Genomic DNA, 18,305 nt, shown 5'->3' with positions numbered 1-18,305 from the left:
ATGATGAGGATTATGATGATGATTCTGATTGGGATGATTTTGATGATTCTGATTTAGATGATGAGGATTATGATGATGATTCTGATTGGGATGATTTTGGATGGTTTGCAGGAAATTATAAACTTCTTTATAAAGATTATGTAATGGGTGCAGCCACTGCCAAATTTAGCAATCATTATGCTTCCGATTACAATATTGGCGATTATGAATATTTGGAATTTAGAATTATGTCTTATTTAGATAATTTTGGAAATTGCTCTGATGAAAATTGGACAACTAGTGATGATTTCCTTGCTGAATATCAATTATATCTGGAAAATCCTGATAATTATAATTTTAATGAAAGTGATGAAAACTACGAAACATATTTAAAAATATATGATTCAATTGTTTCAAAATTTGAAGATTATAATTTAACTCAAAATGAAACTGATTATCTCAAATTTTTAGTAATTTATTACTTGAATAATTATGGTAATTGTTCTAATTACACTTGGGATGAATCTTGTGACTTTTGTACCTATTATATGACCAAATTTTTAGCTACATCCTGTCCAAATGAAGTTTTGTCAGGATTTGCATCAAGTAATGCCGATAATTCTAATAGTAATTTTGAAGAATCAAACTTTATCACTCCATTTTATTCTGGAAATGTGGCATATAATGTTTTATCTGATTCTATAGATTCTAATTCAACCCAATTAAATAATTCAACTCAATTAAAAAATTCAACAGTAACATTTAATATAAACAGCAATGGTGGCGAAAATAATTTGTTAATGTTGATTTTCGCTGTTTTGATGATGATTGTTTTGATTATTTAATTTCTTTTCTTTTTTTTTAAGCAAAATCTTTTTATTAATTTATGTATAAATTAATAACAAAGGAGGTTTAATTAATGGTTATTATAAAACACTGTCCAAATTGCGGCAGTGAGATTAGTGATGATTCTGATTTTTGTACTGAATGCGGTTATAAATTATCAAACAGTAATTATCAAGCTCCTGTTGCCAAATCGGGCTTTTTTAACACATTAAATGAAAAAGTTAATTATTCTATTATCATATTTTCCTTTGTAATTTTTGGTGTTTTTCTGTTTGCTGGATCAATTGTATGGTCTTCATTTCTGGCAAACGGTTCAATTGACATGATTACATATGTTTTGTTGACTGTTGTGTTTGCAGTATTTTTTGGAGGAATATTTGCAGGATATGCTGGATGTGAAGACAAGTCATATGTTTTACCAAACTTTTCAATGTATCTTGGAAGCATTTTTGCTGTTGTATTGTGTGGAATAGGATTAATATTTACTTTTTTAATGGGGATTTTAGCCAATATTAGTTCAGCTTTTTCATCTCTTGGAGGTTCATCATCATATTCAAGCTCCCATCAACCTACTGCTTCAAATTTCGCACCGTCAGTCGATTTAAGCTTTGTTTTTAAAATTATATTGTTTGTATTGTTGATTCCTGTTGCAGCATATTTTGGCATATACTTGGGTTACATTTTAAAAAATAATATTTAATTTTTATTTTTTTATTTTTCAATCATGTTACACTATTATATTAAAATAAACCATTTAGTATATATACATATTAACGACATAAATTAATTCATTAAGTGATTTGATTTAATTGAATAAAGGTTCGATAATATGGTTAGGTTTTCACAATCTCTTGAGGATAAACAATCAAATAATAGAGAAAAACGTTATGAACAACTCAAGGATAATCATCATTATTATTCTCATGAAGAAAGGCAGCCTCATGTAGCTCATGTGCCTAAAGAAGAGCAAATCTACAGGCAGGCTCCTAACCCTGAGTATAAAAGGCCAGTTTATCAAAAGCAGGATAATTTCTATAAGCCTGTTCAAAATGTTGGAAGCGATGAAATAGCTTTTGAAAGGCCTGTGATTGAAAGAGAATCTATTAAACCAGATTATTCAAAACCTGAATTAAAATTCCCTGCTGACCAAAACATTCAATTTGGTGTTAGATATTCTCCAAATTCAAAGCCTCCGGTCATTGGTAATAACCACACAATCAGGTCTAATTCAATTATCTATAATGATGTAGTTATAGGGGATAACTTTAGAACAGGACACAATGTGGTCATTCGTGAAAATACAAATATCGGAGATGATGTTTTGATTGGAACTAATACTGTTATTGAAGGTGATGTAATCATTGGAAATGATGTCAGCATCCAGTCTAATGTTTATATTCCTACAAATTCTGTAATTGAAGATAATGTGTTTATTGGACCTTGCGCTTGTTTTACTAATGACAAATATCCTGTTAGAATCAATTATGATCTTCAGGGGCCAAGAATTAGACGTGGTGCTTCAATTGGGGGTAATACAACATTTTTATCTAATGTTGAAATTGGTGAAGGGGCAATTGTTGCTGCTGGAGCTATTGTAATTCATAGTGTTCCGCCATTTTATTTGGCTATTGGAACTCCTGCACGTATTAAGCCACTTCCTGATCATTTGAAAGTTCCAAATAGATTTTAATTATTAAAACAAAAAATTTGTATTCTAATTATTAATATGGAGATTATTATATGGCTATATATAAATGTAAGATTTGTGGTTATGTTTTTGATGAAGATAACATTGAAGAAGGTTTAAACATTCCTGCTGGAACTAAATTTGAAGATTTGCCATCTTCCTTTAAATGTCCTAAATGTCGGATGGCCAAGTCAATGTTTGAAAAAGTTGATTAATTTTATATATCACTATTTCATAAACATAATATTAATTAAATTTAAAGGTTTTAAAACTAGACAATTTAATAAAAATATAAGGAGATTGTTATCATGGCAAAATTTAAATGTAAAATTTGCGGATTTGTAACTGATGAATTCGATGAACTCCCAGAAGACTACAAATGTCCTATGTGTGGCGCTACCGCTGACATGTTTGAAGAAATAGAATAGGGATAGGTTATTATGGCTTTTGTTTGTAAAGTATGTGGTTATGTCCACGAAGCAGATGAATTACCAGAAGGATTCACTTGTCCAATGTGCGGTGTAGGTGCAGAAAACTTTGAAGAACAATAAGGTTCTTCATTTCTTTTTTTTTAAATTTTTTCTAAAAACTGTTTGTTTTTATATTCGACACTAATTTCTCCAGAGTATTTTTCAAATATCTTTTCAATGTCTCTGTTTTCCTTAGATACAATTTCATAGCTTACTTTATCTGTATAATCTTTATTGATGGTTGTTAACTGATTATTTCTGACTTCTGCATCCGCTGTTTTGATGTTTGAATATTCAAAAGTGATTTGATAAACGTCATATTCTTCAATTTCGACGATTTCAGCTTCGCCAACAGCTTCCATAACTGATTTTGAGTAAGCCCTTACAAGCCCTCCAGCACCTAATTTAATTCCTCCGAAGTATCTGGTAACGACTGCTGTAATGTTGTGGAGTTCGTTTTTTCTTAAAACATTAATCATTGGTTTTCCTGCAGTTCCACCCGGTTCGCCATCATCATCAAAACCTTCTCCATCGCTTGTAATATATGCTGTGCAGTTATGTGTGGCATCGCTATATTGTTCATTTAACTTTTGGATGATTTCTTTTGATTCCTTTTTTGTTTTTGTTGGAAATAAAGCGCAAATAAATTGGGATTTCTTCACGTTTATTTCACATTGAACTGCTTTTTTAATTGTTTTCATAATATCCTATATATTTATATAATTAATTAAACATATTATAGTTAATTAATTTTGCAAGGTGTTAATCATGTCAAGTAGATCAGCTACATTATTGGTAATTTTTACAGTTGCTATTGTTGCTTTTTGCTTAGCTAGCGTATTTGCATCTATGACTGGACCAATTTCCATTTTGCCAAACAAAACTAATGACAGTACGATTTTAGACAATGTGTCTTCTTTTGTTGAAAATGGGAACAGTGGGGAAAGTTATGGATATAAAAGTTATGATAATCATGAGGATCATTCTAGTTCATCATCCGGAAATTCACATGATGTAGAAACAACTACAGATCATTCTAGTTCATCTAGTTCGGATTCCAGTTCAAGTTCTTCAAGTAGTGGTTCCAATGTTGAAACAACTACAGATTTTGGTTCATCTGAGTCTAGTTCCTCATCCAGTAGTTCAAGCAGTTCTCATCCTGGAGCAAACACTGCTTAACTCTATTTCTTTTTTTTTAAAAATCTAATAATTTTTCAACATCCAAAAGAACGGAATTAATGGCTAAATTGAATAATCTTTTTCCATAATCCTCGTCTACATAGACACCGTTTTCCTCAATGTCTCTTGCTCCTTCTTCGATGTTTGGATCATTTTCACGAGCTTTTTTAAATCCATACAGGCCAATTTCTTCATATTCATTAACATTTGCCTGGTTTTCTATTTCATTCTCGTTTATAATACCTAAAACTTTGGCCATTGACAGTTCACCGCTGCCTCCATGCGGACCTTCAGATGATATGACCTTGTTGTTGAATACAATAGCCAAATCAGTTTTATCTTCAATTTCCCATAATTCTGCCATAAGGGGAATGTTTCCTCCATGAGCATTTACTATAACGACTTTTTCAATATTCAAGTATTTTTTGGCAGAGTTGAGTGTATTAATTACATTTTCTTTTAATTCATCAAGGGAAACGTGGACTCCGTGGTCAATTTCATCTAATTCATAAGCTGGAAATATTATTCCTAAAAATTTGGCTCCAGTTTCAAGGGATGCCTGGAATGCAATGTGAGCTCCGATTTTCGCATCGGTATCAATAGGAAGGGCAGGACCATGATTTTCCAGGTGTGATCCAAGTGCTATTATTCCAATCTTGTGAACTCCAGGATCTTTAACGTTGCCTGCGCGGTATCTTAATTCAGCCATATTATCACTATAATTCAAAGTTCCAAATTTCGTCGCCGACATAATGTTTTGTTTCAACGGCTTTTCCTGAATCGTTTTCAACCATTTCTTCACCGGTTATCAGACTCACTCCAATAGCTAATGGTTTTCCATGTGTTTCATCAATGATTAAAACAATATCTCCTTTTTCAATTCCATCATCTGCAGCCACAATTCCAGGGCTCATAATGTCTGCACCGTTGCTTACGAATCTAATTGCTCCCATATCAACAGTTACCTTTTTGCTGTCAATTTGGTTTTCAAGAGCGGCTTTCAATGTTGGAAATGGTTTGTCGTCAATTATGATTATATAAGGTTCTCCATCTACTAAAATAAATGAGTTCGGTTCGGCTTCAAGTATCTCTACGTTTTTCTTGTTTTGAAGCAAGTCACCATATTCTCCCAATTCATTTTTTATTTCTTTAATTTTTTTCTTTTTTAAGAAATTTCTTTTTTTAACTTTTATGCTCATGTTTTTGCCTATAATATTTTAATGAATAATATATATAAGTTCAGATTAAATAAATTTATTTATTTTGAGGTTTAATTTTTTTCACAGAATAGTGTTTGTTTCTTGAAAAAACATACTGGCAGTCTATTTTTTCTCCTAAACTGGCCATATTAAATGGCGGATCTTTTCGGGCATATTTTGAAATTGATGTTGCATTGTAGTTCATTAATCGGTTTATGCTTAAATTTATTATTTTAAGTTCGTTTTCGCCGAATTTAACCTGAGGGATAATGGTTAAGTAGTATCTGTGAATCACTCTGTTGTAGTAAGGTTCTCTTCTTAGGAATAGCTGTTTTTTCTCAATTAAATTTTGTGTAACTTCTCGGAAATGTTTGGGTTTTATTCCTTTTTTAGATTTTATATATGTCTCTTTTGTAAGTAGAGTTCCATATATTTCGTAATAATTGAAATCAATAAAGTACATCATGTTGCACAATACAGTTTTTCCTAAATTCGGCTTGTTGTAACATTTGGCTAAAATATATTTGATTAAGTGGATGTATGTGTCTTCATCGAAGTTCATTTTATTACCGGTGATGGTTGGTTGTTTTTAATTTATATTATATTTCAATATTTAAGTAAAGTCAAAGAGCAGTTGAAAACTAATCTGATTCTTAAAATTTAAATTCTTGAAAGATAATATTGGTAATTAAGTAATTTTTTCATTCTTTTTGTTTAAAATAAGGTAACCTTTATATAGTAGTTAAATTATATTTAATAGTATTAGTTTTAATTAGGTTTTGTCTTATCTTAACTTGATTATATTATGTCTAATAATGAGTATTTACTCAAAAATTTGATTAATAAAACTAAATATTTTGTAATAATATAAGGTGATATAATGAGCGGACAAAATGTTCAAAGGCCACTTGATGCATTAGGAAAATCTGTAGATGCTCCAGTTTTAATTAAACTCAAAGGAGATCGTGAATTTAGAGGTACACTTAAGAGCTTTGATTTACACATGAACTTAGTTCTTAACGACGCAGAAGAGTTACAAGACGGAGAAATTACCAGAAGACTCGGTGTTGTACTCATAAGAGGAGACAATATTGTTTATATTTCACCATAAATATTATTCAATAATTTATTTCTAGATTATATTTTTCAGCGATAACGTAGGGAGGTGTATCAATGTCAAAGGGAACTCCATCAATGGGTAAAAAGAATAAAAAGACCCATATCAGATGCAGAAGATGTGGTAAAAACACTTATCACATACGTAAAAAAGTCTGTGCTTCTTGTGGATTCGGTAAATCCAAAAAAATCAGAAGATACAGTTGGCAAAATAAAAAACCAACTACTAGACAAAGATTAGTATAAGTTGGTTTAAACTTTGAAGATTATCTAATAATCTTCTATCAAATCTATTTTTCAAGAAACTTTTTAATTACTAATTAACTGCTTTTTTTAGATACATTTATAAACAATTAAATTATATTATTTAGGTAATACTCTAATTGGAGGTATCATTATGACAAGTTTAAGTGATATTGCTCGAGATAATAATGTAAATTTGGAAGATTCTGTTGTTTTTATTAAGGGTGAAGATGATATTTTAGCCGTTGATATTAAAAATGTAGGAATTAAACAAAGAGCAGATGACACAATGGGTGTTAGATTTTCAATTACTCCAAAACAAACCAAAGAATTAGAAAAATTTTTTAATAAATTCCAAAACGGCGAAAAATTGTATTTTAACATTTCACAAACTGGATATAGGCCGGTTTATTATCGGGGTGTATCTCCAGTTACTAAAGAAGTAAGTACAGAATACGAATCAAAATTTAATGTAACTGTATTTCTGCAAAAGGCTATTGTTGTGCCTGATGATAATTATTTTGAACCAACATGTGAATGTTGCGAGTTTTGCCATATTGGTTAAAAATTAGATATTTGAAATTTGTACCTTCCGGTAAAATTTCGAAATAATTTTTATTTTTTTAAAATTCATCTTCTACGGCATCCCATAGCTCACAGGCCCATCCTTGGGATCCATCAATTACCATATCAAGCAACCGTACTTTACCGTCCCTAAATCTGAATAAACGATAATCTTGTTGTGGTTTTTTTGCAGTTCCTTCTTTATTGCAATCAAGATATAATCCTTCACTATATTCTTCTTCAAAGTCTCCTGCTTTTACAAAGTCTCCAACAAGTGAATATCCATTTGTAACACTTTTATCCAGTTCTTCAACAGTTTTTAACCATCCTCCGTGGGCTCTAAATTTTATATCAGGGTCAATTTTTGTTATTTCTTCTTGCCAATTAATAATCATATTTACCAAATCCTTTTTGATATTAATTTGGATTATTTTTAATTTAAAGGAAGTGTGAGAGCATCTGAAAAGTAATGGCATTCTTGAATTATAACAATAGTTATATATAAGGTCATATAAATTATATATAATTAAAATGCCAAAACTATACATATTAAATAAGTTTGGGCTTTTATTTATGAATTTATTATTTGAAAAATTTGGAATTGAAACTGAAAATGAACATATTTATCAAGTTGCTTTCACACATAGTTCCTATTCAACATATAATGGATTAGAATACAATTACGAACGATTGGAATTTTTAGGAGATTCCGTTTTAAGTTTGTTGGTGTCTAAATATTTGTTCGAAAAATACCCTCATTATGAGGAGGGAAAACTTACAAAATTAAGGGCTAATTATGTCTGTCAAAATGCATTAATCTATTATTCCCATGAATTAGGATTAAGAAAGTATCTTAAAGTGGATTTGGAAGATTCATTTTTGACTGAAAATGAGATTTTGTCCATAACTGCAGATATTTTTGAATCATTTTTAGGTGCAATATTCGTAGATCAAGGCATTGAATTTGCTAAAGATTACATCTCCAAAACAGTTTTCAAATATATTGATGAAGAAAGAGTATTTTTCAAAGATTATAAGTCAGCAATAAAAGAATATGGTGATGCTGAAGGCATTGGAATTAGTTATCTTGTATTAAATGAGTATGGATTGCCCCATGATAAGCTATTTATAATGGCGATTTATGTTGATGATGAAATGATGGGTGTAGGAAAAGGAAAAAGTAAAAAAGAAGCTGAACAAGCAGCTGCAAAAGTAGCTATGGAGAAATTAGGTGTTTTAGATGAGTGAAGAATCTGTTGGATTTGTAGAAACTAAATATTTCAATATTGAAGAACCAATTGAATTAGATAGTGGTAAAACTCTTAAAGAAGTTACTGTTGCTTATGAAACTTATGGGGAGCTTAATAAAGAAAAATCAAATGCCATTCTAATTTGTCATGCATTGACTGGTGATGCTCATGCTGCAGGTTGGCATGATGGTGATAGGAAGCCTGGATGGTGGGAAATTGTTATCGGTCCGGGCAAAGCTCTTGACACTGACAAGTATTTTGTAATCTGTTCCAATGTTTTAGGTGGCTGTAAAGGAACAACCGGCCCTAGTTCCATTAATCCTGATACTGGAGTTGAATACGGTATTAATTTTCCAGTAATAACAATAAGTGATATGGTTAATGTTCAAAAGAAGTTAATTGATTCAATGGGAATCGAGCAGTTATATGCAATTATTGGAGGATCAATGGGGGGAATGCAAGTTCTTCAATGGTTGGTATCATATCCTCAAATGATGAAAAAAGCGGTTCCAATGGCTACTGCTGCAATGTCTTCACCTCAGCAGATTGCATTCAATGCGGTCGGTCGCCAATCAATTTTCGCAGATCCTGATTGGAATGGTGGAAACTATTATGACATCGGTAAGATTCCAAGAAACGGTCTTTCAATAGCTCGTATGATTGCACACATTACCTATTTGAGTGATGAATCAATGTATATCAAATTCGGTCGTGACTTGCAGGATAAGGAAGAAATCAGCTATGACTTTACAACTGATTTTCAGGTTGAAAGCTACTTGAAGCATCAGGGCGAATCGTTTGTAAAAAGATTTGATGCAAATAGTTATCTTTACATTACAAAAGCGGTCGATTTATTCGATTTATCAGTTAATAACTCTTTGATTGATGGTTTTAATGATATTGAGGCTAAAGTTGAAGTCATTTCTGTTGATTCTGATTGGTTATATCCAACAGAGCAAAGTACTGAAATCGTAACAGCATTAAATGCTAATGATGTGGATGTGTCATTTTCCGAAATCAAATCCAATTATGGGCATGATGCATTTTTGCTTGAAAAAGGACAGCTGAATTTCATTCTGTCAAAATTCCTGGCAAACAATGTTGTAACTGATTTGATGAAAGAGGTAATCGTTACTATTAAAGAGGATGCTGATGTTGTTGATGCAGCTAAATTGATGTTGGACAAACAGGTAACTCATATTCCTGTTGTTACTGATGATTATAAATTAATTGGTATTGTAACCAGTTGGGACTTGTCCAAATCCATTGCCACTGATTCGAATAGGTTAAAGGATATTATGACAACTACTGTGAAATACTGTAATGCCGATGATTCAATAGAGACAGTTGCTCAAATGATGAATAAGTATGACATATCTTCCCTTCCGGTTGTTGATGAGGATATGAAAGTACTTGGAATTGTTACAACAGATCAAATTAGTTATTTACTTGGTTAAATTACTAATTTCTTTTTTTTATTTATTTTATGGGAGATTTTGCTATTTCTAGGAAGGCTAAGTTTTTTGATGGATGTAAAAAAGGTATTCCAATTACATTCGGTTATGTTCCGATGGGAATTGGTTATGCTGCAATAGCTATGAAAGCGGGTTTCACTCCTTTGCAGACTATTTCAATGTCTTTTTTAGTCTATGCTGGTGCAGGTCAAATCATAGCTGCATCGATGGCTCTTAGCGGTGCTACATTAATGGCAATTATATTGACTAATTTTGTCGTCAATTTGAGATATTTTGTAATGTCCACTTGTGTTTTGAATAAAATTGAAGATTCAAACACTCCATTAAATATATTGGCGGCACATGTAACTGTTGATGAATCGTTTGCAATGTTTTCTTTAAGTGAAGATTCCTCAATCTGGATATACCTTGGAATTGCCATAACTGCGTGGCTTTCATGGTGTTTGGGAGCTGCAATTGGAGTATTCACATTAAATTTATTGCCTGTAATTGTGACAAACAGTTTCAATATATCTTTATATGCATTGTTTGTTGCAATTTTGATTCCTGCCATAAAAGAAAACCGGCAAATTGCTCTTTTGGTTTTAATAACTGCTGTATTAAACATTATTTTAAGCCAATTTTTAGGAAATTGGTCCTTGATTGTGTCCACTCTTGTAGGAGCTGGAATTGGAATGTATATTGTTGATGATGAATATCTTCTTTCTGGAGATGATTAAATGGATTATATAAGTTTGGCAATACTTGGTTGTGCTGTTGTGACATTCATTCCGAGATTGATTCCTGCCCTGTTTGTGGATAAGTTAAATTTCAGTCCAAAATTTGAAAAATTCTTGAATTTAATTCCTTATACTGCTTTGGCTGCACTGATATGTCCGGGAGTTTTAACTGTTGACACTCAGTTGTGGTATATTGGTTTGATTGGCGCTGTTGTTGCAGCGGGACTTGCATGGAAAAAGGTTCCGATGGGTGCTATTGTAATTTTGACTGTGGTTGTCTTGATAACGGTTTATTCTATTGTTCCGTTTTTTTAATATTTTTTCATCTCTAAGCACGTATTTAAATGGAAATATGGTTATGGAGATAGTAAGTTTGAATTTAGTTTTTTCTGCTTGAAAGCATGTGCAACATTAAATGTGTTAATGAAATGTTACATATGTTAAAGATGCATTACCTACTATATAAATATTTTCTTTTTATTTTTTTCAATAAAAATTATTTAATTTTATTTAATTATTTATTAACGATTAATATTTAATTTATATTATTAAAATAGATTTTTAAATAATTATTATTTTAAATAAGTCTTTATTATCTTTTTATTATTAATTTAATATATTTTAATTTAATTTATAAAAAATAGTAAAGTTTATATACTATGTAATTTAACATTAACATAAGTAATTAGTTTTTAACAAAATTACTTAAGTACTTAAATACTTTTTGCAAAAATGAATTAATTTGTGGATTACTATGAGAACCATGATTAAATATTTAAGGCAAGAGCTCAAAATGAGCCAAAAAGAACTTGGGGACAAAGTTGGTGTAACCCGTCAAACCATTAATGCGCTGGAAAATGGTAGATATAATCCATCTTTATTTTTAGCTTATGAAATAACCCAAGTTTTCAATAAAATAATGTTCAAAGGTGATCGAGAGAAATATTTCATCATGGAAGAGATATTTATCTTCGATGATGACTATTATTAGGTGATAAAATGATTTTAGACATATACAAGGATGCATTTGAGTATTCAGCTCAAGACTGGAAAACATTATTGATATTGGGTGTGATTTGTTTATTCAGTGTATTATTGTTACCAATTTTCTTAATTACTGGATATAATTACAGAGTTATTAATAATGCGGTGCACGGGGTTATCAATGGAAGAGATTCTCTGCCAAAATTTGATGAAATTGTAAATATGTTTGTTGATGGAATAAAAGTCGCAATTGTCCAAATTGCATATGTGATTGTGCCTGTAATAATATTTTTAATATTCATGTTTGGTGCATCATATGCCGTCGATGTTGCAGCTGTTGCATTGATGATTATAGGATGCTTGATTACATTGGTTGTTGGCGTATTGGCATGTTTAATGAATCAAATGGCATTATGTCATATGGCATATAATGATGGTGAATTATCAAAAGCATTTGCATTAAAAGAAATAAAAGAAGTCATTGATGATATCGGCTGGTTTAAGTGTATTCTAACCTATTTGGGATTAATAATCATAACTGTTGTCATTTCATCTGTTGTAACTGCAATTGTTGGGTCAATATTCACAGTATTGGGGATGTCCGGATTCTTGATAGATGCTACCCTGGGAGGAGGAATACTCTTTTTAGGAATGTTGCTTAATGTAGTAGTGTCCATGTTTATTATTGGTCCATATTTGAGCATATTCAATGCAAGATCAATTGGATTATTGTATACCATGCAAATAGGTAATTCACCTGATGTTGTTGAAGAGTAAATATCTTCAACGACATAACTTTTGAGTTTTGCATGTTACTTTAGATGTTATCAATAATCGGACCATAATCATGTCTGTTGCATTACAGTAATTGAAGGATATTGTCCTTCAATAGGTTATGGATTGATATATGGAATGTTTTAAACATTCCGCTTTTCTTTTTTTTAATTTTGTGGGGGGGTTGTATTATGGTAGACTATGTTATCGAAACAAATAACTTGTCAAAAATATATTACAAAAATAAGGTTGTAAATTCAGTGGATATGCATGTTGAAAAAGGTAAGATCTATGGGCTTTTGGGCAAAAATGGTGCTGGAAAGACTACAACAATGTGCATGCTTTTAAATCTCACATATCCAAGTGAAGGGGATATATTTCTATTTGGAAAGAATGTTAATAATCATTCAAATGAAATCTATTCAAATATAGGTTCCATTATAGAAACTCCAGGTTTTTACGAAAATCTGACAGCATTTGAGAACTTAAAAATCATTTCTAAAATAAGAGGGGATTTCAACTCCAATAACATTAATTCAGTTCTTCAAATGGTAAATTTGGATAATGACAAATCAAAAAAATTTAAGGATTTTTCATTAGGTATGAAGCAGCGTTTGGGAATAGCTGCAGCTATTATGCACAGTCCGGAATTGCTGATTTTGGATGAACCAATAAATGGCCTTGATCCGTTTGGTATTAAAGAGATTAGAACACTTCTTAAGAGATTGTCTCATGAATTCGGAATAACGATACTTATTTCATCACATATTCTAAGTGAAATAGAAAACATTGCGGACGTTATTGGATTTATGGATAACGGAATTTTGATTGAGGAAATTTCAAAGGAGGAATTATATACTCGATTGGACAAATTTGTAGAATTTGAAGTATCAAACATTGATTTGGCTGTTGATATATTTAAAAAATTGGAGCTTAAGGAAAATAAGGATTACGCCGTTAAAGGGGATATGCTTTGTCTGTACACTCATTTAAACTTGAGAGATAAATTCAATGCATTATTCGTTAAAGCTGGAATTGATGTTAAAAAGGTAAATCTTCGTGAAGAAAATCTGGAGGATTTTTTCACACGATTTGTTTCAAATAATTGAGGTGATTTGATGTTTACTTTTATTGAAATGGAATTCTTAAAACTTAAAAGATCAAAAATATTTTTGTTGAGTTTAATGGGGGCTATTCTCCCTCCATTTTTAATGTTCATTGCCGTAACATCATTTGATGAAGGACAGACTTTTGAGGCATTGTTTACTAATGTGAATATGTATATGTCAGCAATGTTTGCAGTCATGATATTTGCAATAATCATCTCTTACCTTTTTGGCAGGGAATACAATGAACATACTCTAAAGACTATGCTGACAATACCTGTATCCAGATCAAAGTTTTTATTGAGCAAATACGTCATGTTTTTAGTCTGGATTGTGATTTTGACAATTGTTACAAGCATATCAACTCTAATATTTGGTTTTATTGCAGGCCTTGACGGATTTAGTTTAAGCCTATCTGCCAAATGTTTTGCACAGCTTCTTTATGCTAATGTACTGTTGTTTTTAACATTCTCACCATTTGTATTCATATCATTATTCATTACTAATATGGTTCCTGCAATGGTTGGCGGTGCCGCTTTAGCATTGGTGAATCTAATGGTTTACGGTCAAAACTGGGCACCGTTTGTTCCTTGGGTATGCCCATATTTAATTGCATCGGGTGAAATAGCACAATATGGTGTAAGCATTACTGTCTCTTATGCAATAATTTTAGCTACTTTCTTAATTGGGCTGGTTATTTCACATAGCTACTTCATTAAAACTGATGTTACATTGTAGGGTTATTTTCCAAATGCTCTCTGAATGACTCTTTCAAAAACTTTGTTGATTTAAAATTTTTTGATTAAAGTTAGTTATGAACTTTTAATCCTGTTTAAAAACAGTTAAATTTAATAAGAAATTGGAGTAAAAGTTTTCATTATTACAAATAAAAAAATTTACTCTAAGTTGTATTTTAGAATCCAATGCTTGTATTTGGTTAAATTAATTAGCATGCTTAAAAAAGTGGGAAATTAAATATCCCATTTTTATAAAATATTTTTAATGAAATATTCATGTATTAAAGTATTCTCTGTTAATTCAGGGTGAAATGAAATTGCAATATTCTTTTCCTGTTGAATTGCTATTATTTTACCATTGAATGTGGATAAAACTTTAATATTTTCTTTTGATTTATCATATGATTCAAGAGAAGGAGCTCTTATAAAAACTCCTGGAAATTTCTCATTAAATATATCAATTTCAGCTTCAAATGAATCTTTTTGTCTTCCATAATTATTTCTTTTAACATTAATATCCATTAATCCAAGTAAAGGTTGGTTGAAATCAGTTTTTTTACCTAACAGTATCATGCCAGCACATGTTCCAAAAACCGGAATGTCATTGTCCTTAATTGCTTTGTCAATACCTCTTTCATTGATTAGTTTGCCAATGACTGTACTTTCACCTCCCGAAATTATTATTCCATCACATGTTTTAACATCACCACTGTATCTTACTGTTTCAACATCAATATCCAATCCTAATTTTTCAATAGCTTTTTTGGTTAGGTCATAGTGCTCCGATACTGCACCCTGTAAATTTAAAATTCCTATTTTAACCATTTTCAGATTCCTCTATCCTGCATCCTATCGGATTTGTTTAATGTTGACATTTCTAGTCCTTTCATGGCTTCACCTAAACCTTTTGATACATCAGCCAATACCTCAGGTTTATCATAATTTGCGGTTGCTTCAACAATAGCTTTTGCAAATGCTTCTGGATTTTTAGACTTGAATATTCCTGATCCTACAAAAATTCCATCAGAACCTAATTGCATCATCAATGATGCATCAGCGGGGGTGGCAATTCCTCCTGCAGCAAAGTTTACAACAGGTAATTTTCCAAGTTCTGCAGTTTCTTTTACAAGTTCTATTGGTGCTTCAATATTTCTTGCATATTTCCAAAGCTCTTCTTCCTCCATTCCCTGAATTGTTCTGATTTCACCCATCACCATTCTCATGTGTCTGACTGCTTCAACTATGTTTCCGGTTCCAGGTTCTCCTTTGGTACGTATCATTGATGCTCCTTCATCTATTCTTCTTAATGCTTCACCAAGATTACGTGCTCCGCATACAAATGGTATTGTGAATTCTTTTTTGTTAATGTGATATTCTTCATCAGCAGGTGTTAATACTTCACTTTCATCAATCATGTCAACACCCAATGTTTCAAGGATTTGTGCTTCTGCAATATGCCCTATTCTAGCTTTTGCCATTACCGGAATTGAAACTGCTTCAACTACTTCCTCAACTATTGTAGGATCTGCCATTCTTGCAACTCCTCCTGCTGCACGAATGTCTGCAGGCACTTTTTCAAGCGCCATTACTGCTACTGCACCAGCATCTTCTGCAATTATTGCCTGTTCAGCATTCACCACATCCATAATAACACCACCTTTTGTCATTTTTGCAAAACCTTCTTTTAACACTTTTGTTCCTTTTTCTACCATATTTTTGTTCTCCTATAAAAATATTATAATAATTGTTATTATATGTTTTAAGTAATATATAAAATTTTACAGTTTCCAAAAAATCAACAATATAATTATAAATAATTAAAAGTATTAAATTAAAATTTAATACACACCCATAAAAGATATATGATTTAAATTAAACATGAAACTTTTAAAATATGATTTTTAAAACACATTTCATTTTTGTGTTTTCTAGTAATTTAAAAGATATCCTGTCAACTACATTGAATTTTTAAAATCAACAAAGTTTTTGAAAGAGTCCTCTGAATTAACTTAAATATTAAGTCAATTAAAATAATACTGGAGGTGATATGGTGGATAATTATGAAAACCAAAAGTTTTGCCAATCATGTGCGATGCCGTTAACCGATGAACTTTTCGCAACCAATGCGGACGGTTCAAAAAATGAAGATTACTGCATGTACTGTTTTAAGGATGGGGAATTCACTTCAGACATGTCCATGGAAGAAATGATGAATTTCTGCATTGAAAAAATGGTTGAGGTCCATCCTGAAATTGATAAGGATGAAGCAAGTGCAATGATGAGAGAAGTATTTCCCAAACTAAAAAGATGGGCGAATGATTAATTATTCGTCTCACTTTTTTCTTTTTCTTTTTAAATTTTAAGTATTATTAATTTATAATATTATATCATGTGTTCAATAGTAGGTTTACAAGGAAATTTTAAAGGTAATGATATAATTAAAATGTTGAAAGCCTCAAAAAATAGGGGTCCTGATTCATCCGGTGTTTTTTTGGATGAAATTCACACTGACATTAATTTGGATGATTTTTCAGATGATAATGACTATTCAATAGCTTTTGGTCATAATTTACTTTCTATTTATGATTTGGATGACAGAATTTCAAAACCTCAGCCTACAAGAAATGACAATCTTGTTTTGGTTTTCAACGGTGAAATATACAATTTCCACACAATTCGAAATTTGCTTAAAAAGGTTGGCGTTACTGCTGAGATAACTTCTGATGCTGATGCACTGCTTTATTTGATTGATAGCTATAACAAAGGAGATTTGGTTAGTGCCATCCAACTTGCAACACGCCTAGTAGATGGGGACTATGCCTTTGCAGTATATGATGGTGAAAATTTGGCACTTGTTCGTGATCCTTTAGGAGTAAAACCACTATTTTATTCAAGAGATGGCATTAATTTTGGATTTGCATCATCAGCCCTTTCACTTAAGGAAGTAGGATTCAGTGATATTAACACATTGAAACCTGAACACATACTCTTTAATGGAGAAGATATATCTCCAGCACAGCATCTTTGGGAAAAGATTCAGGATGGGGATGTTGCTAAAATAGACAAAATGTTAAAGTTAAGTGTTGTTAAAAGAGTTGAAGGATTAACTGAGGTGGGCGTAATATTTTCCGGAGGCATTGACAGTTCATATTTGGCACTGCTTCTAAAAGAGATTTCTGAAAATGTTCCCCTTAAAATTAAACTCTATGCAGTTGGTGTTGAAGGTTCAAAAGATGTTGAAGCGGCAATTTACGCTTCAAAATTCCTGAATTTGGACTTGGAAATCTGTGAAGTAAATGAGAATATGATAAGGGACGCCCTGCCGAGTGTTGTAAAAGCCATTGGTGATGATAATCTGATGAAAGTTGGTGTTGGACTGACCACTTACTTTGCCACCAAATTAGTTGCCAAAGATGGCATAAAGGTAGCAATTTCCGGCCAGGGTGCCGATGAGCTATTTGGAGGATACAAAAGATATCTTCAAAACTTCGTTGATGGGAGCCTAAATTGGACATTGAGGGAAGACATGTCAAACATGTATCATGTAAATCTTGAGCGGGATGATGCATGCTCAATGCTTAATTCGGTTGAATTAAGATTGCCATTTTTAGATAAGAAACTGGTGGAACTGGTATTGAATATTCCTGATAATAAAAAAATAGTTTCAATGCATGATGATATGAGAAAAAGTATCCTGAGAAAAATAGCCTTTGAAGAGGGGCTTGACTACGAAATAGCTTACAGGCCTAAAAAAGCAGCCCAATATGGAACGGGCATTGATAAGATTTTAAGAAAGAAAATAGTTAGAGACACGGATATTTCACAATATTTGAATTAATTAAATTTTACATAAATTTATTTTTTTAGATATTTTAATCTTGGCTCTTTCAAAAACTTAATTGATTTTGATCAAAAAAATTTTTGAAGAGAAACATTATTTTCTTTTCTAATTTTTCTTTATTTTTAATTTAAAAGTA

The 18,305-nt window shown here is 31.4% G+C and carries 27 protein-coding genes; 20 read left to right on the top strand and 7 right to left on the bottom strand.

The features are described from left to right. The 6 genes from QZN45_RS08955 to QZN45_RS08930 form a co-directional block, all read left to right on the top strand. A partial coding sequence (locus QZN45_RS08955; RefSeq protein WP_296812527.1) for a hypothetical protein occupies positions 1 to 824 on the top strand: 824 nt, incomplete at its 5' end. Between the two features lie 74 nt (positions 825 to 898). Further along, positions 899 to 1,525 (top strand): zinc-ribbon domain-containing protein, encoded by a 627-nt coding sequence (locus QZN45_RS08950; protein WP_296812526.1) that lies wholly within the window; start codon positions 899 to 901, stop codon positions 1,523 to 1,525. A 402-nt stretch (positions 1,526 to 1,927) separates the two neighbouring features. Continuing rightward, the gene (locus QZN45_RS08945) at positions 1,928 to 2,515 is read left to right on the top strand and encodes an acyltransferase (RefSeq protein WP_292606571.1); all 588 of its coding nucleotides are present in this window, start codon (positions 1,928 to 1,930) and stop codon (positions 2,513 to 2,515) included. Positions 2,516 to 2,565: 50 nt separating this feature from the next. After that, a complete protein-coding gene (locus tag QZN45_RS08940; protein WP_292606567.1) occupies positions 2,566 to 2,727 on the top strand; it encodes a rubredoxin in 162 nt (53 codons plus the stop codon). A gap of 93 nt (positions 2,728 to 2,820) precedes the next feature. Then, entirely contained in the window at positions 2,821 to 2,940 is a 120-nt protein-coding gene (locus QZN45_RS08935; protein WP_292606565.1) for a rubredoxin, read from the top strand. A 12-nt stretch (positions 2,941 to 2,952) separates the two neighbouring features. After that, on the top strand, positions 2,953 to 3,063 hold the full coding sequence (locus QZN45_RS08930) for a rubredoxin-like domain-containing protein (RefSeq protein ID WP_292606563.1): 111 nt from the start codon (positions 2,953 to 2,955) through the stop codon (positions 3,061 to 3,063). 20 nt (positions 3,064 to 3,083) lie between these two features. Here the strand turns inward: QZN45_RS08930 and QZN45_RS08925 are convergent, their stop codons facing one another. Further along, on the bottom strand, positions 3,084 to 3,683 hold the full coding sequence (locus QZN45_RS08925; RefSeq protein WP_296812524.1) for a YigZ family protein: 600 nt from the start codon (positions 3,681 to 3,683) through the stop codon (positions 3,084 to 3,086). Positions 3,684 to 3,750: 67 nt separating this feature from the next. Here QZN45_RS08925 and QZN45_RS08920 point away from each other — a divergent pair, with 67 nt between their 5' ends. Then, positions 3,751 to 4,161: a hypothetical protein gene (locus tag QZN45_RS08920; protein WP_296812522.1), complete on the top strand. Its 411-nt coding sequence runs from the start codon at positions 3,751 to 3,753 to the stop codon at positions 4,159 to 4,161. Positions 4,162 to 4,177: 16 nt separating this feature from the next. On the opposite strand, the gene arfB is transcribed toward QZN45_RS08920, so the two are convergent. Genes arfB through QZN45_RS08905 form a run of 3 tightly spaced genes read right to left on the bottom strand, consistent with a single transcriptional unit; the run spans position 4,178 to position 5,922 of the window. Continuing rightward, positions 4,178 to 4,870 carry a 2-amino-5-formylamino-6-ribosylaminopyrimidin-4(3H)-one 5'-monophosphate deformylase gene (gene arfB / locus QZN45_RS08915; RefSeq protein WP_296812520.1) on the bottom strand — a complete coding sequence of 231 codons (693 nt, stop codon included), beginning with the start codon at positions 4,868 to 4,870 and terminating at the stop codon, positions 4,178 to 4,180. Between the two features lie 7 nt (positions 4,871 to 4,877). Beyond that, entirely contained in the window at positions 4,878 to 5,360 is a 483-nt protein-coding gene (locus QZN45_RS08910) for an RNA-binding protein (RefSeq protein WP_292606555.1), read from the bottom strand. A gap of 55 nt (positions 5,361 to 5,415) precedes the next feature. Next, positions 5,416 to 5,922, bottom strand: a complete 507-nt coding sequence (locus QZN45_RS08905) for a type II toxin-antitoxin system antitoxin SocA domain-containing protein (RefSeq protein ID WP_296812518.1) — start codon at positions 5,920 to 5,922, stop codon at positions 5,416 to 5,418. Positions 5,923 to 6,240: 318 nt separating this feature from the next. On the opposite strand from QZN45_RS08905, the gene QZN45_RS08900 reads away from it, so the two are divergent. From QZN45_RS08900 to QZN45_RS08890, 3 genes are all read left to right on the top strand, one after another. Next, the gene (locus tag QZN45_RS08900) at positions 6,241 to 6,471 is read left to right on the top strand and encodes an LSm family protein (RefSeq protein WP_296801293.1); all 231 of its coding nucleotides are present in this window, start codon (positions 6,241 to 6,243) and stop codon (positions 6,469 to 6,471) included. Positions 6,472 to 6,533: 62 nt separating this feature from the next. Beyond that, a complete protein-coding gene (locus tag QZN45_RS08895; RefSeq protein WP_296801295.1) occupies positions 6,534 to 6,722 on the top strand; it encodes a 50S ribosomal protein L37e in 189 nt (62 codons plus the stop codon). A gap of 151 nt (positions 6,723 to 6,873) precedes the next feature. Next, positions 6,874 to 7,284: a hypothetical protein gene (locus QZN45_RS08890; RefSeq protein WP_296801297.1), complete on the top strand. Its 411-nt coding sequence runs from the start codon at positions 6,874 to 6,876 to the stop codon at positions 7,282 to 7,284. 58 nt (positions 7,285 to 7,342) lie between these two features. On the opposite strand, the gene QZN45_RS08885 is transcribed toward QZN45_RS08890, so the two are convergent. Beyond that, positions 7,343 to 7,678: a hypothetical protein gene (locus QZN45_RS08885; protein ID WP_296801299.1), complete on the bottom strand. Its 336-nt coding sequence runs from the start codon at positions 7,676 to 7,678 to the stop codon at positions 7,343 to 7,345. A 178-nt stretch (positions 7,679 to 7,856) separates the two neighbouring features. Between QZN45_RS08885 and rnc the strand changes: the two genes are divergently transcribed. The 8 genes from rnc to QZN45_RS08845 all read left to right on the top strand — a co-directional run bounded on the left by rnc (position 7,857) and on the right by QZN45_RS08845 (position 14,329). Then, positions 7,857 to 8,531, top strand: a complete 675-nt coding sequence (gene rnc, locus QZN45_RS08880; protein WP_292606547.1) for a ribonuclease III — start codon at positions 7,857 to 7,859, stop codon at positions 8,529 to 8,531. Next, entirely contained in the window at positions 8,524 to 9,990 is a 1,467-nt protein-coding gene (locus tag QZN45_RS08875) for a homoserine O-acetyltransferase (RefSeq protein WP_296812517.1), read from the top strand. Before rnc ends, QZN45_RS08875 begins: the two co-directional genes overlap by 8 nt. Positions 9,991 to 10,019: 29 nt before the next feature. Beyond that, the gene (locus QZN45_RS08870) at positions 10,020 to 10,727 is read left to right on the top strand and encodes an AzlC family ABC transporter permease (protein WP_296812514.1); all 708 of its coding nucleotides are present in this window, start codon (positions 10,020 to 10,022) and stop codon (positions 10,725 to 10,727) included. Further along, positions 10,728 to 11,042: an AzlD domain-containing protein gene (locus QZN45_RS08865; RefSeq protein ID WP_296812512.1), complete on the top strand. Its 315-nt coding sequence runs from the start codon at positions 10,728 to 10,730 to the stop codon at positions 11,040 to 11,042. A gap of 439 nt (positions 11,043 to 11,481) precedes the next feature. Further along, positions 11,482 to 11,718, top strand: a complete 237-nt coding sequence (locus QZN45_RS08860) for a helix-turn-helix transcriptional regulator (RefSeq protein ID WP_292606539.1) — start codon at positions 11,482 to 11,484, stop codon at positions 11,716 to 11,718. 8 nt (positions 11,719 to 11,726) lie between these two features. Beyond that, positions 11,727 to 12,488: a DUF4013 domain-containing protein gene (locus QZN45_RS08855; protein WP_296812510.1), complete on the top strand. Its 762-nt coding sequence runs from the start codon at positions 11,727 to 11,729 to the stop codon at positions 12,486 to 12,488. A 188-nt stretch (positions 12,489 to 12,676) separates the two neighbouring features. Then, positions 12,677 to 13,594 (top strand): ABC transporter ATP-binding protein, encoded by a 918-nt coding sequence (locus tag QZN45_RS08850; protein WP_296812508.1) that lies wholly within the window; start codon positions 12,677 to 12,679, stop codon positions 13,592 to 13,594. Between the two features lie 9 nt (positions 13,595 to 13,603). Further along, complete coding sequence (locus QZN45_RS08845; protein ID WP_296812505.1) at positions 13,604 to 14,329, top strand: ABC transporter permease; 726 nt, start codon at positions 13,604 to 13,606, stop codon at positions 14,327 to 14,329. A gap of 248 nt (positions 14,330 to 14,577) precedes the next feature. On the opposite strand, the gene pdxT is transcribed toward QZN45_RS08845, so the two are convergent. Together pdxT and pdxS are read right to left on the bottom strand one after the other, a co-directional pair. Next, entirely contained in the window at positions 14,578 to 15,153 is a 576-nt protein-coding gene (pdxT, locus tag QZN45_RS08840; RefSeq protein WP_292607667.1) for a pyridoxal 5'-phosphate synthase glutaminase subunit PdxT, read from the bottom strand. A gap of 2 nt (positions 15,154 to 15,155) precedes the next feature. Beyond that, positions 15,156 to 16,040, bottom strand: a complete 885-nt coding sequence (pdxS, locus tag QZN45_RS08835) for a pyridoxal 5'-phosphate synthase lyase subunit PdxS (RefSeq protein ID WP_292607665.1) — start codon at positions 16,038 to 16,040, stop codon at positions 15,156 to 15,158. A gap of 335 nt (positions 16,041 to 16,375) precedes the next feature. On the opposite strand from pdxS, the gene QZN45_RS08830 reads away from it, so the two are divergent. Further along, entirely contained in the window at positions 16,376 to 16,651 is a 276-nt protein-coding gene (locus tag QZN45_RS08830; RefSeq protein ID WP_292880073.1) for a zinc ribbon domain-containing protein, read from the top strand. 66 nt (positions 16,652 to 16,717) lie between these two features. Beyond that, positions 16,718 to 18,166 carry an asparagine synthetase B gene (locus tag QZN45_RS08825; protein WP_296812502.1) on the top strand — a complete coding sequence of 483 codons (1,449 nt, stop codon included), beginning with the start codon at positions 16,718 to 16,720 and terminating at the stop codon, positions 18,164 to 18,166. Positions 18,167 to 18,305: the final 139 nt, after the last annotated feature.

The organism is uncultured Methanobrevibacter sp., assembly GCF_900314695.1.
Classification (GTDB): Archaea; Methanobacteriota; Methanobacteria; order Methanobacteriales; family Methanobacteriaceae; genus Methanocatella.
The sequence above is the reverse complement of the archived record's forward strand: the minus strand, read 5'-3'. Positions and strand labels throughout refer to the sequence as shown.